The organism is Vibrio gazogenes, assembly GCF_023920225.1.
GTDB classification, from domain to species: Bacteria; Pseudomonadota; Gammaproteobacteria; order Enterobacterales; family Vibrionaceae; genus Vibrio; species Vibrio gazogenes.
This window is the reverse complement of sequence record NZ_CP092588.1, coordinates 365,743-383,056: the sequence shown is the minus strand read 5'-3', so window position 1 is coordinate 383,056 and position 17,314 is coordinate 365,743. Positions and strand designations below refer to the sequence as shown.

Here is a 17,314-nt window from a genome sequence, read left to right as displayed (position 1 = left end):
TAGCGAAACAATCATGCATATCACGCTGCCTCCTCCTGCGGTGGTATGCAAATGAGAATTCTTATAATAATGGCTTACATGAAAGGACATCCATACTGAAACAGATATGGGTGAGAATCAGTGTTACCGAGGGTGGGCGAGACCCGTTGAACGATACTTTGACAAAAACATTTTACTCCCATCCATTGGTAAGACGTACAACGGTCATCTCCGGAGGCAGTTATGGGTAAACCGAATCCGATACTAACAGGCCACTCTTACGCACCGGATGCAGCAACAGCCGTATCAGAACTTCGGACACAAATTAGTCAGCCACACATGGCATTGGTTATTTTCTTCTGTTCCAGCAACTATGATTTACAACAACTTACAACAGCAATCAATCAGCTCTTTCCTGATGAACTGGTTGTTGGTTGCACCACAGCTGGTGAAATTGGTCCGGCGGGTTATCTGAACCACAGCCTGGCGGGAATCAGCTTCTCTGCGGCATGCTGCACCGCTGTCGTTGGCCATCTGGATCGACTCCAATCTTTTGAAATCTCTTATGGTCGCACCTTCGCCCAAGATCTCTTACGTCAGTTAGAAAGTACTGATTCTTATATTAAAACCAACCAAGATTTTGGTTTCTTATTGATTGATGGACTCTCAGTACGCGAAGAACCGGTCACACATGCTTTACAAGACGGCCTCGGAAGTGTTCGGATGGTTGGAGGTTCTGCCGGTGACGAACTGGACTTTGAACAGACTTGGATCTTTGCTGACGGGCAATTCCACCCCGATAGTGCAGCACTGATCCTAATCAATACTTCTCTTAAGTTTCACCTGTTTAAAACACAGCACTTTATCTCTGGCCGTGAGCGAATGGTCGTTACTGAAGTCGATGCCAAGAGCCGCGTCGTCAAAGAAATTAATGGGCTACCGGCAGCGACTGAATATGCTCGCCTCGTCAACGTTGACCCGGAACAGCTCACCTCAGATCACTTTGCCGCTTGGCCGGTGGTAGTCATGATTGATGGAACCGATTTTGTTCGCTCGATCCAACATGCCAACCCGGATGGTAGCCTGACCTTCTATTGTGCCATTGACGAAGGTGTGGTGCTCAGAGTCGCTCACGGTGAAAACATGCTCGATAAGCTAACCACAACGTTGACAGCACTAGAGGAACAATTGGAGCATATTCAGGGCATGTTAGTGTGTGACTGTATATTGCGGAATCTGGAAGCCTCCCATGACGGAAGCAAAACCGCTATCAGTAAATTATTCAGCCAGTACAACGCGGTAGGATTCAGTACCTATGGCGAACAATTTGGTGGTGTCCATATCAATCAAACGCTGACCGGTATTGCATTTGGTCATGAGGCAGCATTTGGTCATGAAGAAGCACTTGGCAACCAAATGGTGTTCGATAACAAGGAAGACGCCAATGACTGATTCAGCCAAAGATGAAGCCGCTCTGCGTCAGGAAATTCGCCGCCTCAATAAAGTCGTCACCTCACTGATGGACCGAGCCGAGCGTGAAGCAAACAAACTGTCCGGCAACTATGGTTTGTTTCAGGATGCGGTCATGCTGGAAAATCAAGTGCGCCGTCGCACGGCTGAACTCGAATCAGCATTGCATGAAAATGAGCGTATCAACCGCGACTTGACTCAGGAACGCGAAGAGCAACGTAAATTGATCAAAAAACTGGAGGATGCCCATGATCAACTCTTGCAATCAGAGAAACTGGCATCCATTGGTCAATTAGCTGCCGGCGTTGCCCATGAAGTGAACAACCCGATTGGTTTTGTCAATTCTAACCTCGATATGCTGAAAGGCTATGTTGAACAGTTATTAGCGCTGCACGATCAATATGCCCAATACGAAGCAGCATTGCCACCTGAAATCCAAGCCCGGCTCGATGCTTACAAAAACAGCATTGACATCAATTATCTGCGGACTGACATTGTCACCTTGATGAACGAATCTATCGATGGTGTGGCACGCGTTCGAAGAATTGTGCAAGATTTGCGTGATTTTTCACGTCCCGGAAATTGTGAATGGCAAACCACTGATATTCACAGCTGCATTGACAGTACACTCAATGTTGTCTGGAATGAAATCAAATTCAAAGCAGAGGTGATACGCCAATACGGCACACTTCCTCCGGTTGAGTGCCTGCCGTCTCAACTCAATCAGGTTTTCCTCAATCTGCTGATGAACGCAGCTCAGGCTATTCCCGAATGGGGCACCATTACCATCCAAACCGCCGTGGCACAGGATCAGGCTATCATCACGATTTGCGACAACGGTGTCGGCATCGATGAAAGCATGATTCCCCACATTTTTGATCCATTTTTCACCACCAAACCCATCGGTAAAGGCACCGGATTGGGGCTCTCGGTCACTTATGGTATCATCGAAAAACACGGCGGACGGATTGAGGTTGATTCTACACTGGGAAAAGGCAGCACATTTACAATTTATCTACCAATAAAACGCACCTGAGTGATAACAATGCACCGATCCATATCTCCACAGCGAATTCGAGCAGCTTTTTCCACACAAAAACAAGATAAATTATGTAAATTGTATCGCTATTGAGATAATTAAAAATAAGCACCCTCATATCAAGTTAATACCGTTTGAAACCATGCCATCATCTCTAAAAATGCTAGTATGACATGTCGTCTTATTCAAATAATTACAGATGATGTGCCCTTTTCTACTCCCCGTTTTTTCGTCCAAAACAGAATAAGCAAACATGATAATACGTTTTGTATTGATTATTTTTTTGATGACCGTTTATTGTCAAAATGCTTTTGCTGCGACAGGCCATCACAATAGCATCCCGACATTACTGACCGGTGCCACATATTTTCATGAGGATGGCACAACGCCCTTATCGTTTGCGCAGGCTGAACAACGCTTTCGCAGCGGAGAAGTACACCATCCGCCTCAAGACTTTATGTCGTTCGGTATCCACAAACACGCAACATGGATTAAGCTCGATGTGCAAAATCATACGCAGGTTGCACAATACCGGCGTCTCAATGCAGCACAACCATGGGTAGATGATCTGGCAATTTATTTGGTCAATGACCAAGGTATTATCCAGACGTGGCATTCCGGAGATTATCAGGTTGCAGATTCACATCTGTTGCCCGGGGTTGGTTTTGTGTTTGATATGAGGCTCCCTCCCGGACAAAGCCAGATCGTCATCCGAGGTCAGTCGCTTGACCCATTAACGCTCCCCATCGCTTTACTCGATGCCTATCAATCCAGAACCCTTGACGCACAAATCCATGTCACGTCCGGTATCTTATATGGCATATTGCTGGCCTTGGTTGGAATGAACCTTGTCTTATACCTATCGATAAAACAGTTAGATGCACTTCTCTACTCGCTCTATATTAGCTGTTTTATCATCGTCAATATTTCTTACAATGGCTATGGTTTCGCTTGGTTGTATCCCAATTCAGTGTTTATCGAAAATAATCTCACGCTGATCATGATGGTTTTTCATGGCATCGCCGGATTAGTTTTTGTCTCTAACTTTCTACGTATCCATCAACATACCCCCAAATTAAATCTGGCACTGTTGATCTATAGCGGTTTGGGTACTTTAACGATGGTGGCTCTGATCAGCTTAAACATGCACCTATGGGCAACCAAATTTGCATTTAAATTTCTCTCGCTGACCACAATGCTGATGATCTTACTGGGTGTTTTAAATCTGAATAAAACCAGAGACACACTCTATTTTCTGATAGCAGTCACATGCAGCATGTTAGGTCTGCTTATTACCACGCTTTCAGTCTGGGGGCTCATCCCTTATAACTATTACAGCTATAACGGGGCGGTATTCGGTGTGGTTTTTGAGGCAACAATTCTAGCCGTGATCGTGGCTTATCGATTGAAAGGTTTTGAGCAACAAAAAATTACAGCGGAATATCTGTCGTCATATGACCCATTGACCAATCTGTTCAACAGGCGCTCATTCATGGCAGCCGGTCACCAGTGTATTCAACAATCGAATCGTACGAAAAAAAAACTCAGTTTCGTGATGATGGACATCGATCACTTTAAACAAATTAATGATACATACGGACATCACGTCGGTGATCTTGCCCTGAGCCACATTGCGGAACTGCTCAAACGGCATACACGAGAAAATGATATTATTGCGCGCTGGGGCGGTGAAGAAATGGTGATATTACTCCCTGATACAAATGCAGAACAGGCGCTCGCCTATACAGAACATTTACGTGCCACCATTGCAGCAACACCGTTCCGGCACGAGGCGCAAGACATTCAGATGACCGCCAGCTTCGGGATTGCGACCCGGATAAATGCTGAAGCATTAGAAACCCTTTACCGGCTCGCAGATAAACACCTCTACCGAGCCAAACAACAGGGAAGAAACCGCGTCGAACCCCAAGACAGGCATCTCACCATCACCCCGCAGGAGCAGTATTAACATCAACACCGCCGCCCACGATTTACATTAACGCATCAAGATCGGCCTCTGCCAACATCAAACCGGCACGCAGGCCGGTTTTCACTCCGGCATTCGGGAATATCAGCCATTCATTGGCGCGTTCAACCCGATACATCACATCGCCATCTTGAGCAATCAGCGTCCCTTGAGTAAAGCAGGTGAAATTTTTGGCATTATCACTAACATCAATAAAATGAAAATCATCCGACAATTTTTTCAATTCACGCACAACCTGATAAACCTTAACTGGTGCCAACATATCGGCAGAAAAGGCTTCACCGCAAATAAAGCATTCCAGCGCTCTGTCTGCGGCGGCAAACTGACTGAGATCGTTTTCACCGAATGGTCGGACTTTGCCTAACTCCAGCGTACAACTCTGCACCTGCAACGCGGCATGGGTGTAGTAACTGAATGTGCCACCGGGAATCGGGTTAATCACCAACGCTTCCAATCCCATACCAATCAAGCCGTGGAGAAAGTCGTCTGAAGCCAGTGTCTTTTGCGGTAACAATCCGAAGCGGAGATGAAAGGACTCGCGAATCGCGGTATGCAGATCAAAATGGAATCGTTCGGTGCTGGTATCGGCAAAAAATGTTTCGACGATGTTTTCCAGCTCAATCGCACGCTGAGTCTCCGAGCACGCCGGATAATGACGGTGGTGACCATGAAATAATCGATTCAGATCCACCGATTGATAGCGAACCCCGGCCCGAATCGCATCCGGATTGCCGAGCACCACCAATAAGCGAACTGCCAGTGGCATTTCCCCGTTTAATAAACGGTTGACGTGTCGAGACAGAATTTCTATCGGGGCGGTTTCATTGCCATGCACACCAGCCGACATCAACACATGTTTGATATCATCCGCCACGACTTTCGGCTCCAGCAGCAAGACGCCATCCGCCAGCCACTGCCAGGTTAACTCGGCATTTTCACCAGAGGTCTCTTGCGGTGGCTGTCCTTGTAACATCGTGTGAAGAAAATCCTTCATCTTATTCTCCTTCCTACCGATTAACGCTGGAACGGATAGATGGATCCTAAATGCAGAATCCGAGTCAATTCATCCAGCGCGGTCTGGTTCTCGAGCAGCAACTGAGGATCAGCCAGATCATGTTCCGACAGGCGATCGCGATAATGTCTCTCGACCCAGTTCGTGAGCGTCCGGTAAACATCATCATTCATCAGTACGTGCGGATTGGTTGCCTGAATTTCAGCTTCATTCAAAACAACACGTAAACGTAAACAAGCCGGACCGCCGCCATTACGCATACTTTCCCGTAAATTAAAGACCTGCACTGCATCGATCGGACCATCGTGTTGTATCAGTTCGGAAAGATAGCGCCACACCCTTTCATGTTCCCGGGCTTCCTGCGGGACGACAATCAGCATCTTACCATCGGGTTTGGTTAAAAGCTGGCTATTAAACAGATAAGTGTTAACTGCGTCAGCAACTGATACCTGTGCACTCGGAACTTCGATCGGAATAAATTCACACTCGACCGCAGCAAGCTTGGCCCGAATCTCAGCAAATGCCGCAGATGGGTTGAGAAATGCTTCCTGATGATGAAACAGCACCGGGCCGTTACTCACGGAAATTACGTCGTTATGAAACACCCCTTGATCAATCACTTCAGGATTCTGCTGGACAAAAACCGTCTTTGCCGGATCCAATTGATGGAGACGAGCAATCGCTTGACTGGCCTCACGAGTCTGGCGTGCGGGATAGCGTTTTGGTTCGACTCGCCCACCATAAACCTGACGGCCATAGACGAAGACTTCCACACCTGCGGCCCCATAATGCGAACATAAACGATTATGGTTGGCAGCGCCTTCGTCCCCCATCACCGCTTGCTGTGGCAATGCTGCATGATGGACAAAATGATCAGGGTCGGAAAAAATACTGCGCAGTGCATTACCCGTGGTCTCTTCTTCAATGGCCCGGTGGAATTTATTATTCAAATTCGCCACCGTAAAATGTACCCGTTGATCGTGCGTATCTGCCGACGGGGAAATCGTGGCTGCATTCGCAACCCACATAGAAGAAGCAGAACTCACCGCGGTGAGAATTTCCGGGGCTTGCTGCGCGGCCTGCGTTAGCACCTGAGCATCGGTTCCGGAAAATCCCAACCGGCGTAACGTCCCGATACAAGGCCGCTCCTGAGGTGGCAGAACCCCCTGTTTTAAGCCGAGATCCGCTAAGGCTTTCATCTTCTGCAACCCTTGCAGTGCTGCCAACTTCGGATTCGCAGCCTGGCTCTTGTTGCTGGTCGAAGCAACATTGCCGAATGACAACCCTGCATAGTTGTGCGTCAACCCGACTAAACCGTCAAAATTAACTTCAGCGGCCGACATGCGCGATTGTTTTTCTTGAGTCATTGCCATACTCCTCACGGTTTACTCTGCATCATCTGCTGTGGCAGAAAAATCCAGCCCCGGAGATACGGATGCCGGCATGGTGAGCTGTTCAGCTTCTACTGAGGCCATTGGCCATGCACAAAAATCTGCACTGTAGAATGCACTCGGACGATGGTTACCCGAGGCACCGATCCCCCCGAACGGTGCGGTTGGCGCAGCCCCTGTCAGTGGACGATTCCAGTTAACAATCCCGGCTCGTATGGTTGCAGCAAACTGCTCATAATCATCGCGCTGGGTCGAAATAATCCCGGCGGACAATCCAAAGCGAGTCTGATTCGCAATGTCGATGGCCTCCGCCAGAGTCTGATAACGCATCACACTGAGCAATGGCCCAAAATATTCTTCATCCGGCAGTTCACGAACATCAGACACATCCAGTATACCGGGCGTGACCAGTGCGGAATTCGGGTCAGGGCGAGTCATGGCAAGTAATGGTTTCGCGCCTAAATCACACAAATACTGCTGCGTTTCAAGCAAGGCATCCGCAGCTTGATTCGACACCACCGCCCCCATAAATGGCTCTGGCTGAGCATCCCAGCGATCCACACGAATCTGGCGAGTAACCGCCACCAGCCGTTCGATCAGGCGATCGCCATCGGTTCCTTGTTTGACTAATAGCCGTCGGGCACAAGTACAGCGCTGCCCGGACGAGATAAAAGCAGACTGAATCACCAAGTTGATCGCAGCATCCAAATGATCGTAAGACTCGATCACCATCGGATTGTTGCCCCCCATTTCGAGCGCCAGAATTTTTTCCGGCTGTCCGCCCATTTGGCGATGTAGGTGATAACCGGTATTCGCACTCCCGGTGAACAGCAACCCATCGATTTGCGGATGAGAAGACAACGCGATCCCGATGTCTTTGCCTCCCTGAACAAGATTAATCACTCCGGCAGGCAAACCGGCACTATGCCATATCTCCAATGTCATTTGCGCCGTCCACGGCGTCAGTTCACTCGGTTTAAATACCACACAGTTCCCGGCAATCAACGCTGGCACGATATGTCCGTTCGGTAGATGACCGGGGAAATTATACGGCCCGAAAACAGCTAATACGCCATGCGGCCGATGGCGAAGCACCGCTTTACCGCCCGCAATTTCGGCCACTTTCTCCCCGGTCCGTTCTTGGTAGGCCTGGATCGACACCTGAATTTTATTCATCATCCCTTGCACTTCGGTCAATGCTTCCCAACGCACTTTCCCCGTTTCTTGGGCGATCACTTCAGCCAGTTCCGCTTTGCGCTCACTCAAACGCTGGACGAACTGTTCCAGTAATGCGAGACGTTCTGCCATGGGCGTCTGAGACCAGACCGGAAATGCCTGACGAGCAGCCGCGACGGCCTGTTCTACATCGTCCGGTGCCGCAGCATTCGCTGACCAGATCACCGCATTCGTCGCCGGATTACGCTTGTCAAACACATCACCATGTCCGTCGCTCCAGACACCATTGAGATATAGGCTTGGCTGACTCATGAGAAATTCTCCTGTGCAAAAAGTGGGGCCAGACGTACCGAGTCACCATCGGTTACGTGCAGCGCTTGTGCCTGCATACTGGTCAATAGGACGTGAGATTCGGTGACTTGCGGCGTGCCGATGATGACCCGATAGTCGCTAAAGCTTTCATTACCGATCAAACAGTGAATCGGACCGGATTCTTCTATCTGCGTGACTTTCACAATTCGAGCCTGAGATTTACGCACCACGCGTAAATCATCAATGTAGGCCTCAAGTGTCGGACCGGCATCGAAAATATCGACATACCCTTCGTAGCGCATCCCTTCACTTTCAAGGATTTTCCGCGCCGGAATCGTACTGGGATGAACCTGAGCAATCACGGCTCTGGCTTCATCGCTGAGGAAATCAACATACAACGGATGTTTGGGCATCAGTTCAGCAATAAACGATTTCTGCCCGACCCCCGTGAGATAATCCGCATGTGCAAAATCAATGGCAAAGAAATGACGCCCGAGACTTTCCCAAAACGGTGAATGTCCTTGTTGATCGGAAACCCCTCGCATTTCAGCAATTAATTTAGCGGCAAAACGGTCCTGAAATGTCGCAATAAACAACAACCGGCTTTTCGACAACAGATGGCCGTTTTTACCGTGGCGATATTCCGGGTCGAGAAATAAAGTACATAATTCGCTATAACCGGTATGGTCATTACTGAGAAACAGCGTCGGCATTTGCGTATAAACATCCAAAGCTTTGGAGGCATGAACCAGCGTCCCGACGCGATAGTTATACCAAGGTTCATTTAACCCGATGGCCGCTTCAATCCCACTGATGCCCACGACTTTACCGGTATCGCTGTCTTCCAGTACAAACAGATATCCCTGCTCCTCGCGTGGGGCTCGTTGCTCCCAAGTCCGTCGCATCCGTTCAATCCGATCATTTAACTGACTTTCGTCATTTTGCAACGAAGTAAAACCGACGCCTGTTTTGGCCGCCAGCGCTGTTATTGCATTGCGGTCGCTCCTTGCAACCGGACGGATCACCATCATTTTTCATTATCCCTGAATGGTTTATGTTCACTATAGACGAGTTTCAGCCTTGTCACTGACAGGAAAACACCAGATCTGGTTTTCCATATCAATGCCGTCTGAATGACTAATTGCCAACGTCTGCGATGTTTGCGGCTCAAGCAGCAACGTCGAACCTTCCAACCATCCCTCTCCCATCACCGCACGGAAGTCTGTCTCATGACTGACGCCAATCAGATATTTTCGGCGCTGGGGAAGGCTCTCGACAACTTTCACGCGGCACAATTTATGATGCTGCCAGATATCGAGCGTATTTCGGTTCGCGGTCAGAATCGGACCGGCATCAAAAATCTCAACGTATTTATCCGGTTCAAAGCCCTGATCACTTAATAATCCACATTGTAGTAGCGCATCGGGATGGACCTGCCCCATCACCGCTTGGGCCTCTTCATGAATCAGAGGTACATACAGCGGATGATGCGGCATCAGTTCGGCAATAAAAGTTTTATCCCGGGTACCGTTGTAGTATTCCACTTGGTTGTAATCGATCCGGAAAAACTTTCGCCCCACATGTTCCCAAAACGGAGCGCGGCCATCTTCATCCGCCACCCCCGGAATCACGGCCAGCCAGTCGGTCGTAAAGCGCTCCGGATGGATCGACATAAACAGTAATCGACCTAAGGTAATCAACGCCGGATAGAGGCTATTCTTCAGTGACGGAATCACATAAAAAGAACAAAGCTGAGAGTGATCACTCAGATCATGGGTCATGGTCAGTGCATGAATACGGCTATGAACTTTCAACTCCCGGGAGGAATGGATCAAGACATCGTTACGCAGCGCGTAAAAGGGTTCTTGATATCCGGCCAGTGCGTTGATTGCACCCGTTCCGAGAATTTGTCCGGTCAGCGTTTCTTCCAGCACGAAGAAATAACTCTCCTCACCCGGAAAAAAAACCGCTTGCCGAAACGAATCGATTGAACGTTCGACTTTCTTAATCAGATGAGAACGCTGTGCAGGTAAGGTATACACCATCGGACCACTTTCATGGGCCAAACGTTCGATTTGTTGGATATCACTCAATTGAGCGGGACGGAAAATAATCATCAACACGGAATCCTTGTGCAACATTATTTCAGGACAAATTTGTCTGAGCCTCTTAGATTACGAGACATGACAGGAAAAAGATTATGGAAATCTGACCTGATTTTACAATTTTACACCACCACCGCATGTTACAAGTTGTCATGACATGGTTACCACGTACAACCCGACATGTGCAGCATCGCAATCTGTTGATGGCAACCATCCTTTTGCACGATAGTTGACCGCCACGACACATTTATTAGCCAAATATGCATTAAAATGCTTACTTGAGTTTCAGTAACAGAAATTTAAGTATCTATTTTCAACGTACAGAGAGGCTTTTATGAAAAAAATATCTAATCTATTGTTTATCATTAGTGTTTCATTCTGCGGATCAGTTTTTGCAGATAGTTCAGTGCATACTGGTGAAGGGACATTTTATGGCTATGGCGGTGGCGGTAACTGTAGTTTTCCAATGCCGGACGACACCATCTACACCGCAGCAATGAACGCTACGGACTATGATGGTTCAGCGGCTTGCGGTGCCGTAATTGAAGTGACCAATATGAATACCAACCAGACCGTCACCGTGCGTATTGACGACCAATGTCCGGAATGTGCCAAAGGGGATGTCGATCTGGATCAAGATGCTTTTGCTGAAATTTCACCGCTTGTAGCCGGCCGCATTCCAATTTCCTGGAAGTATGTTGCGAACGAACAAGCCGGAAATATGAAGTTATATTTTAAAGAAGGATCCAGCCAGTGGTGGACAGCGATTCAGGTCCGTGATCATAAATATCCGATTGCAGCGATGTCATACCGAGTTTCCGGTTCAGGCAATGACTACACCCAGCTAGAACGTAAACCCTACAACTACTTTGTCAAAAATGATGGATTTGGTATCGGCCCTTATGACTTCCTGATCACTGACTTTTGGGGACAAACCGTTGAAGTCAAATCGGTTTCATTGATACTGAACAGTGAAATCGATACGGCGATGCAATTACCTACACATACAGGTAGCAACAATTTATCGCATTAATAATGACGAACAAAAACGAGCGGATATAATCCGCGCACAAAAAATGCACCTTCGGGTGCATTTTCTTACATCATATCTGCATCAGTTGTAACTCACACAGACAGCATATCGTATGTGGATTATGCGCTCTCAGGCATCGTTGCCATATCAATCACGAAACGATAGCGAACGTCAGAACGTTCCATTCGCTCATAGGCTTCATTGATTTCATCCATCCGAATCATTTCACACTCAGGCAACACATTATGTTCACCACAGAAATCAAGCATTTCTTGCGTTTCCTGAATTCCCCCGATCAGAGAGCCTGCAATTCGACGACGACCGAAAATCATCGGTAATGTTGATGGTTCATCCAGTAGCCCCACCTGACCAACGATAACCAGTGTGCCATTGACATCCATTAACGGGATATAACCGGTGACATCATGCTTGACCGGAATGGTATCAATGATCAAATCAAAGCTAGACTGTGCTTGCGCCATCGCCGCTTCATCTGAAGAGATCAAATAATGCTGCGCACCTAATGCTTTTGCATCTTCAATCTTTGAATCAGTCCGACCGATAACCGTCACGATTGCGCCCATTGCCACTGCAAGTTTCACCGCCATATGACCAAGCCCCCCCAGTCCCAGCACTGCAACTCTTGTCCCGGCTTTTACATCCCAAGCTTTGAGTGGTGAGTAAGTGGTGATACCGGCACACAACAGCGGTGCAACACGAGAAAGCTCCAACGATTGCGGAATTGACAGCACAAATTCTTCACGAACGACAACATGGCGTGAATAGCCACCCTGTGTCGGTTCATGCGTATGGCGATCCTGACCACAATAAGTGGCGGTCATTCCTTCACGACAAAACTGTTCTTCCCCTGCTTCACACTGATCACAGTGCTGGCATGAATCAACCATGCAGCCAACTCCGACAGTGTCACCCATTTTATAACGGGATACATCTGACCCGACAGCAGTCACCCGTCCGATAATTTCGTGTCCCGGCACAAGTGGGTAAGTTGAGCCACCCCAATCATTACGAACCGAATGCAGATCCGAATGGCAAACACCGCAGTAGAGAATTTCGATTGCAACATCATTCTCTCTCAGCTCCCGGCGTTCAAATGCATACGGTTCCAAAGCTGCACCTTGATTGTATGCTGCGTAGCCAACTGTTTTCATGATCATCTCCTGTTTCGTGATGAATTCTTGCTAATGACACATAATGATAAAGGTCAATCAGCGTTAATAACGATATCATTCATAAAGACGTCAAAGCATAATACATTATCATTGAATTTCAATCATAAAATATATACCCAATTAAAATGAGGCAATTGATAAATATGAATCACCTCATGCCATCCTATATATTCATTAACATAACGTATGCAATAGAATATATTCATCTGTAAACAAGATATATTATTATCTTGAATATATTATATTTCCCTCCCTTTTTTTACATCTTATATTGACAAATATATCACCCAGTCATGACTCTACGCTGATTTCCGACCTGAGTTTCTGATCAGCGATTAATAAGCTAATCAAATAAATACCAATATCAGCCCGACTATTTCCGATTTGATCTTGTGCGACGGCATCAAGGACAAATTCCACAGATTCAACAAAAAAATCCTGATCTTCTAATAGCATATGCTTCATCTACTCCATAAGTTATACCGTTTTCTTGGCAAACGGTTCTGACAAAAAATAAGCACGACAGAAGCAAACGGGTCACAAACATCCAATCAATCATATCTTTTGCGACGGAGTACACGACCATTTGGCTGTTCTCCCGGACAGGCAGTGATATTATTTTTTCACTTGTCCGGTGGGGAGATATAACCGGTTTGAATCTGATGTCAGAATCTTAATTCTCTCCTTAAAACAGATAAAGCTTACACGGGCAATCTCATACTAAAACCATACTAAAATAGGGCTTCAGGATGTCAAATGACAATATAAAGACGTTTTCTTACCTAAAAGGAACGGCATTTACTAACAATTTAAAACTCCAAACTCAGTGCAAAGATTATATCGCATTGTCCAATTTTCTGAATATTCCAAAATCGACTTTTAGCACTTGGAATGCACATAATCGGACCTCTCATGAACTGATTGTCCGGCTGCACCTCTCATTGGGGATTCCCGTCAAACAACTCGCTTTACCGAGGGACTATCCATGCAAAGATATCCATCCTTCGCTGTGGGAAAGTCATGAATTCATGCCTCAAATACAGGATCAGGTGAACTTTTACCAATCTCCGTCAGAAACACGCCAGATTTATCAGCACGCCACCGTGATTCTTCAGCGATTCAGTCTCAAACACGGAGCATTAATCAGTACCGGAGAATCCCCCTATGCCGCACAAAGAATGCATGAACTTCAATTGAAAGCAGCCTCGACGATCGAAGTCGAAACGACAGATGCAATCTATCTGATTGATCAACATATTCAGGAGATTGTTGCCGGTCGTTATCTAATGGATATCGACGGTAGAATTGTGCTTCACACCGCACAACGGTTGCCGGAACAGCAAATACGCATCATGTTTCCCGAGGAGGCGGTGAGTATCGATACGAATAAAGTCCGCATTCTCGGACGGGTCGTTCTTACGATACAGCGGTCTTGAGCAGACATTGATTGATCAAGATGACTGACTCCGTCATGATGTTGAACAGTCACAGGTATTAAACTCTAACGATAACGAATTAACGATAACGAATAGGTGAAGATGATGTCCCAACCCATTAAGACGGCCGTGATTGGCTACGGCTACTCAGCCAAAACATTTCATATTCCGTTCCTTGGGTCTTTACCCCAGTTTCAGTTTTGCGCCATTAGCAGTCGTCAGCAAGATGTGATTGCGGCACAATATCCGGCCGTCACCTGCTATGAAAGTGCCGACCGTTTGCTTGCACAGTCAGATGCAGAACTGGTGATCATTACAGCCCCCAATGATGTGCACTTCTCGTTGGCAAAAATGGCGCTGGAACACGGTAAACATGTGGTTGTCGAAAAGCCATTCGTCACTCGGGTTTCTGACGGAGAAACCTTGATCCGTATCGCTCAAGAAAAGCAACTCACGCTCAGTGTTTACCACAACCGCCGCTGGGATAACGATTTCCTCACTGTGAAAAAGTTGCTCGCGGAAGGCAAACTGGGCGATGTCAAATGGTTCGAATCCCATTTTGATCGCTATCGCCCTGAGGTCAGAGATCGCTGGCGTGAATCGGCGGACGTTGAAGGTGCCGGTATACTCTATGATCTTGCGCCTCATCTCATCGATCAGGTCCTCGAACTGTTCGGTTCTCCGGATGCACTCACCGCGCAGTGCCGCTCAATGCGTCAAGCCGATGGTGCAACGGACTTCTTCAACCTGCTACTGCACTACCCGACTTTTCTGGTTCAACTCCATGCCAACCCATATAGTCCAGGTGATAATCTGCGCTATAAGATTCTGGGAACCAAAGCAAAATACATCAAAATGGGTCTTGATCCGCAAGAGTCATGGCTCAAAACAAGCGGTTGTATTGAGAAGCGGCAGCAGCGCCGAGAATTTGAGGAAAACCGAGGACAGCTTTCGACTGAAGCGCATGTTGAATTGATTCAGAATGAACAAGGTGGCTATGAACACTACTTTATTCAGTTAGCCGACTCAATTCGTCAGGGAACACCGCCCCCAGTCACAGCGCATGAAGCCTTGAATGCGATTCGTCTGATAGAGCTTGCACTCAAGAGCAACGACAGCGGGCAGACCCTCAAGGTCGATTTATAGGTGCTACAACGTATTTATATGTAGCATATGCTAAAAATAAGAGTTATGCTGTGCGCTTGTTTATCCTTTTCGCACGATAAACAAGAGCAGCAATCCCCCGATCATGCAGGTATTCGTCCCTCATCGGTCGGTGGTTGCTTTGACACCGTTTTATCAACTACACTTTTATCAAGAAGCGTTGTTCGTCCCAAATTCATTTCAGAACAGACGCTAAAGGAGATATCCGTGACTTACCTACTGACATTTGTTGTATTTATCATCTTAATCATCGGTATGGCGATCGGAGTACTATTTCATCGTCGATCCATTCAGGGGAGCTGTGGTGGTTTGTCTTCTATCGGCGTGGAGCGTGCCTGTAACTGCAAAGATGTCTGTGAAAATCAGGAAAAAACACTCTATCAAATCCAAGAACCCGATGAAGAGCGTTAATCGTTTAGGTTATTCATATTTTACGTTTTCACGTGTCGTCAGCGCATGTCTTTTTGAGTTTAAGAGCGTTGCGCTCTAACTCTGCTTGAAAACATTGGATTTGAACGCCTTGGTTTAAAGCTTTTGGTTTAAAAACTGTCGGTTTGAAAATAAGCGGTTTGAAAGCATCAAGGGCTTGGTGTGAGGCAAAAGTCTCGTTGCAGGGAAGCACAGCGTTTTCAGCACAACATCTTTTTACAGAGCATGTTTTTGCAGAATATGCTTTTTAGAACCACGACCGAACCTGCCAAGCAACGAAACCTTACGGTTATCTCTTAAAAGATCATCTCACCTTGCGATGATATTCTGATCTCAATTCATCAATCGTTCTGAGCTTATCTTTGGCACTTTGTAAGTTGCCCTGATTGAGTTCAGATTCAACCTGATCAATGGCAACAGAAAGCTTTTGAAAACCTTCCTGCATTGTCTTCCCTCTGTCACCCGAATAATTCTCCTGTTTGAGATGACTCACGATTTCATCAAGTCGCCCCATTGCACCTTTCATCTCTTCAACACTCGAAGACTGAGCTGCATCACCGAAGGCTTTTTTCATCTGTCTCATGGATGAATGCATATCACCACTATGCGCCCAGACCGGAGAAAAACACATCACCAATAATAATACTGTTATTTTTTTTAACATTGCATTGCTTCCTTACGTATGTTTCTGACTTATTGACATTTCTTTGCCATCTTAAGATAAATTCACTTTTTGACAAAGTATATCTAATGGCGATTTATGCATCTTCATGACAACTTTTATGGCACACTTTTTTACTGTATTGCATCAAAATCAGGAATCGCCTCACGCCCGCGCAATGCCAGAAACTGCAAAAACTGGCGGGCACTGTGTGTAATGACCTGCTCTGCGGGAATCTCAACCTTTCCGATCAGTTCCCGAGCGAGACTCAACTCGCCGACAGCGTGACAAAAGTGAGCATCACTGCCCGTAGTAATCGGTGCGCCATACAACTTGGCAAGACGCCCTATCTCATAACATCGTTCAATGCTGCCGATGCGGCTATGCCCCAGCAAGGTACTATTGTTAATCTCAATCGCAACATGGTGCTCGGCTGCACACTGAATCACCGCATCAAAGTCAAAATCATATCTGGGGTTGCCCAAATGTCCCAAAGCGTCCACTTCGCCACGTTCAATCACACTCAGCAATGCCTGGGTATGCGTCTTTTTATCAGTTGGTGCAAACACCGGCTCATGAAAACTGCCGATCACCCAGTCAAGTTGTGCCAGTACATGCGGTTGTAAGTCAATTTCGCCTTGGGTATTTAAAATATTAGCTTCCACACCACGCATAATTGCAATCTCATTTAAAAAGCGTGGAATCACTCTCTGATTGGCAAAAAACCAAGGATGAGGGGCGCCCGGCATCCGCTCGGCATGATCGGTCGTACATAAAATTTTTAGCCCATTTGCTTTCGCAACACTGACATTTTCAAGCAACGTACTATAAGCATGACCACTTGCATAAGTATGCGTATGTGTATCAACAACAATATCCATAAAGCCTCCCTTTCTCTCCCATACAAAACTATATCAATGCACATTG

General features: G+C 46.8%; 16 protein-coding genes. 7 read left to right on the top strand and 9 right to left on the bottom strand.

What is annotated here, in order from left to right:
* Positions 1-222 precede the first annotated feature (222 nt).
* From MKS89_RS17305 to MKS89_RS17295, 3 genes are all read left to right on the top strand, one after another.
* Entirely contained in the window at positions 223-1,431 is a 1,209-nt protein-coding gene (locus MKS89_RS17305) for an FIST N-terminal domain-containing protein (protein WP_072954826.1), read from the top strand.
* On the top strand, positions 1,424-2,485 hold the full coding sequence (locus MKS89_RS17300; RefSeq protein WP_205409078.1) for an ATP-binding protein: 1,062 nt from the start codon (positions 1,424-1,426) through the stop codon (positions 2,483-2,485). The genes MKS89_RS17305 and MKS89_RS17300 overlap by 8 nt, the downstream gene beginning before the upstream one ends.
* 256 nt (positions 2,486-2,741) lie before the next feature.
* A complete protein-coding gene (locus MKS89_RS17295) occupies positions 2,742-4,457 on the top strand; it encodes a diguanylate cyclase (RefSeq protein ID WP_072954822.1) in 1,716 nt (571 codons plus the stop codon).
* 22 nt (positions 4,458-4,479) lie between these two features.
* Here the strand turns inward: MKS89_RS17295 and astE are convergent, their stop codons facing one another.
* The 5 genes from astE to MKS89_RS17270 are packed head-to-tail and all read right to left on the bottom strand — an operon-like array spanning position 4,480 to position 10,483.
* Complete coding sequence (astE, locus tag MKS89_RS17290) at positions 4,480-5,469, bottom strand: succinylglutamate desuccinylase (RefSeq protein WP_072954819.1); 990 nt, start codon at positions 5,467-5,469, stop codon at positions 4,480-4,482.
* A gap of 20 nt (positions 5,470-5,489) precedes the next feature.
* Entirely contained in the window at positions 5,490-6,830 is a 1,341-nt protein-coding gene (astB, locus tag MKS89_RS17285) for an N-succinylarginine dihydrolase (protein WP_072955107.1), read from the bottom strand.
* A gap of 42 nt (positions 6,831-6,872) precedes the next feature.
* On the bottom strand, positions 6,873-8,366 hold the full coding sequence (astD, locus tag MKS89_RS17280) for a succinylglutamate-semialdehyde dehydrogenase (RefSeq protein ID WP_072954816.1): 1,494 nt from the start codon (positions 8,364-8,366) through the stop codon (positions 6,873-6,875).
* Positions 8,363-9,397, bottom strand: coding sequence for an arginine N-succinyltransferase (gene astA / locus MKS89_RS17275; RefSeq protein ID WP_072954814.1), 1,035 nt, complete (start codon positions 9,395-9,397; stop codon positions 8,363-8,365). The genes astD and astA overlap by 4 nt, the downstream gene beginning before the upstream one ends.
* A 30-nt stretch (positions 9,398-9,427) precedes the next feature.
* On the bottom strand, positions 9,428-10,483 hold the full coding sequence (locus tag MKS89_RS17270; protein WP_072954812.1) for an arginine N-succinyltransferase: 1,056 nt from the start codon (positions 10,481-10,483) through the stop codon (positions 9,428-9,430).
* Positions 10,484-10,805: 322 nt separating this feature from the next.
* Between MKS89_RS17270 and MKS89_RS17265 the strand changes: the two genes are divergently transcribed.
* Complete coding sequence (locus tag MKS89_RS17265; RefSeq protein WP_072954810.1) at positions 10,806-11,504, top strand: expansin EXLX1 family cellulose-binding protein; 699 nt, start codon at positions 10,806-10,808, stop codon at positions 11,502-11,504.
* A 119-nt stretch (positions 11,505-11,623) separates the two neighbouring features.
* On the opposite strand, the gene MKS89_RS17260 is transcribed toward MKS89_RS17265, so the two are convergent.
* Both MKS89_RS17260 and MKS89_RS17255 read right to left on the bottom strand, forming a co-directional pair.
* Positions 11,624-12,676 carry an NAD(P)-dependent alcohol dehydrogenase gene (locus MKS89_RS17260; protein WP_072954807.1) on the bottom strand — a complete coding sequence of 351 codons (1,053 nt, stop codon included), beginning with the start codon at positions 12,674-12,676 and terminating at the stop codon, positions 11,624-11,626.
* A gap of 312 nt (positions 12,677-12,988) precedes the next feature.
* Entirely contained in the window at positions 12,989-13,162 is a 174-nt protein-coding gene (locus tag MKS89_RS17255) for a hypothetical protein (RefSeq protein ID WP_159439553.1), read from the bottom strand.
* Positions 13,163-13,446: 284 nt separating this feature from the next.
* Here MKS89_RS17255 and MKS89_RS17250 point away from each other — a divergent pair, with 284 nt between their 5' ends.
* The 3 genes from MKS89_RS17250 to nqrM all read left to right on the top strand — a co-directional run bounded on the left by MKS89_RS17250 (position 13,447) and on the right by nqrM (position 15,708).
* The gene (locus tag MKS89_RS17250) at positions 13,447-14,133 is read left to right on the top strand and encodes a helix-turn-helix domain-containing protein (protein WP_072954805.1); all 687 of its coding nucleotides are present in this window, start codon (positions 13,447-13,449) and stop codon (positions 14,131-14,133) included.
* A gap of 102 nt (positions 14,134-14,235) precedes the next feature.
* On the top strand, positions 14,236-15,279 hold the full coding sequence (locus MKS89_RS17245; protein ID WP_072954802.1) for an oxidoreductase: 1,044 nt from the start codon (positions 14,236-14,238) through the stop codon (positions 15,277-15,279).
* 225 nt (positions 15,280-15,504) lie between these two features.
* Positions 15,505-15,708 carry a (Na+)-NQR maturation NqrM gene (gene nqrM / locus MKS89_RS17240; RefSeq protein WP_072954800.1) on the top strand — a complete coding sequence of 68 codons (204 nt, stop codon included), beginning with the start codon at positions 15,505-15,507 and terminating at the stop codon, positions 15,706-15,708.
* Between the two features lie 322 nt (positions 15,709-16,030).
* Here the strand turns inward: nqrM and MKS89_RS17235 are convergent, their stop codons facing one another.
* Together MKS89_RS17235 and MKS89_RS17230 are read right to left on the bottom strand one after the other, a co-directional pair.
* The gene (locus MKS89_RS17235; RefSeq protein WP_072954796.1) at positions 16,031-16,390 is read right to left on the bottom strand and encodes a cytochrome b562; all 360 of its coding nucleotides are present in this window, start codon (positions 16,388-16,390) and stop codon (positions 16,031-16,033) included.
* A 131-nt stretch (positions 16,391-16,521) separates the two neighbouring features.
* A complete protein-coding gene (locus MKS89_RS17230; protein WP_072954793.1) occupies positions 16,522-17,268 on the bottom strand; it encodes a phosphatase in 747 nt (248 codons plus the stop codon).
* Between the last annotated feature and the right edge of the window lie 46 nt (positions 17,269-17,314).

Coding starts and splice junctions, on each gene's coding strand:
- MKS89_RS17305 (WP_072954826.1), top strand. CDS start 223: ATGGGTAAACCGAATCCGATACTAACAGGCCACTCTTACGCACCGGAT.
- MKS89_RS17300 (WP_205409078.1), top strand. CDS start 1,424: ATGACTGATTCAGCCAAAGATGAAGCCGCTCTGCGTCAGGAAATTCGC.
- MKS89_RS17295 (WP_072954822.1), top strand. CDS start 2,742: ATGATAATACGTTTTGTATTGATTATTTTTTTGATGACCGTTTATTGT.
- astE (WP_072954819.1), bottom strand. CDS start 5,469: ATGAAGGATTTTCTTCACACGATGTTACAAGGACAGCCACCGCAAGAG.
- astB (WP_072955107.1), bottom strand. CDS start 6,830: ATGTCGGCCGCTGAAGTTAATTTTGACGGTTTAGTCGGGTTGACGCAC.
- astD (WP_072954816.1), bottom strand. CDS start 8,366: ATGAGTCAGCCAAGCCTATATCTCAATGGTGTCTGGAGCGACGGACAT.
- astA (WP_072954814.1), bottom strand. CDS start 9,397: ATGATGGTGATCCGTCCGGTTGCAAGGAGCGACCGCAATGCAATAACA.
- MKS89_RS17270 (WP_072954812.1), bottom strand. CDS start 10,483: ATGATTATTTTCCGTCCCGCTCAATTGAGTGATATCCAACAAATCGAA.
- MKS89_RS17265 (WP_072954810.1), top strand. CDS start 10,806: ATGAAAAAAATATCTAATCTATTGTTTATCATTAGTGTTTCATTCTGC.
- MKS89_RS17260 (WP_072954807.1), bottom strand. CDS start 12,676: ATGAAAACAGTTGGCTACGCAGCATACAATCAAGGTGCAGCTTTGGAA.
- MKS89_RS17255 (WP_159439553.1), bottom strand. CDS start 13,162: ATGAAGCATATGCTATTAGAAGATCAGGATTTTTTTGTTGAATCTGTG.
- MKS89_RS17250 (WP_072954805.1), top strand. CDS start 13,447: ATGTCAAATGACAATATAAAGACGTTTTCTTACCTAAAAGGAACGGCA.
- MKS89_RS17245 (WP_072954802.1), top strand. CDS start 14,236: ATGATGTCCCAACCCATTAAGACGGCCGTGATTGGCTACGGCTACTCA.
- MKS89_RS17235 (WP_072954796.1), bottom strand. CDS start 16,390: ATGTTAAAAAAAATAACAGTATTATTATTGGTGATGTGTTTTTCTCCG.
- MKS89_RS17230 (WP_072954793.1), bottom strand. CDS start 17,268: ATGGATATTGTTGTTGATACACATACGCATACTTATGCAAGTGGTCAT.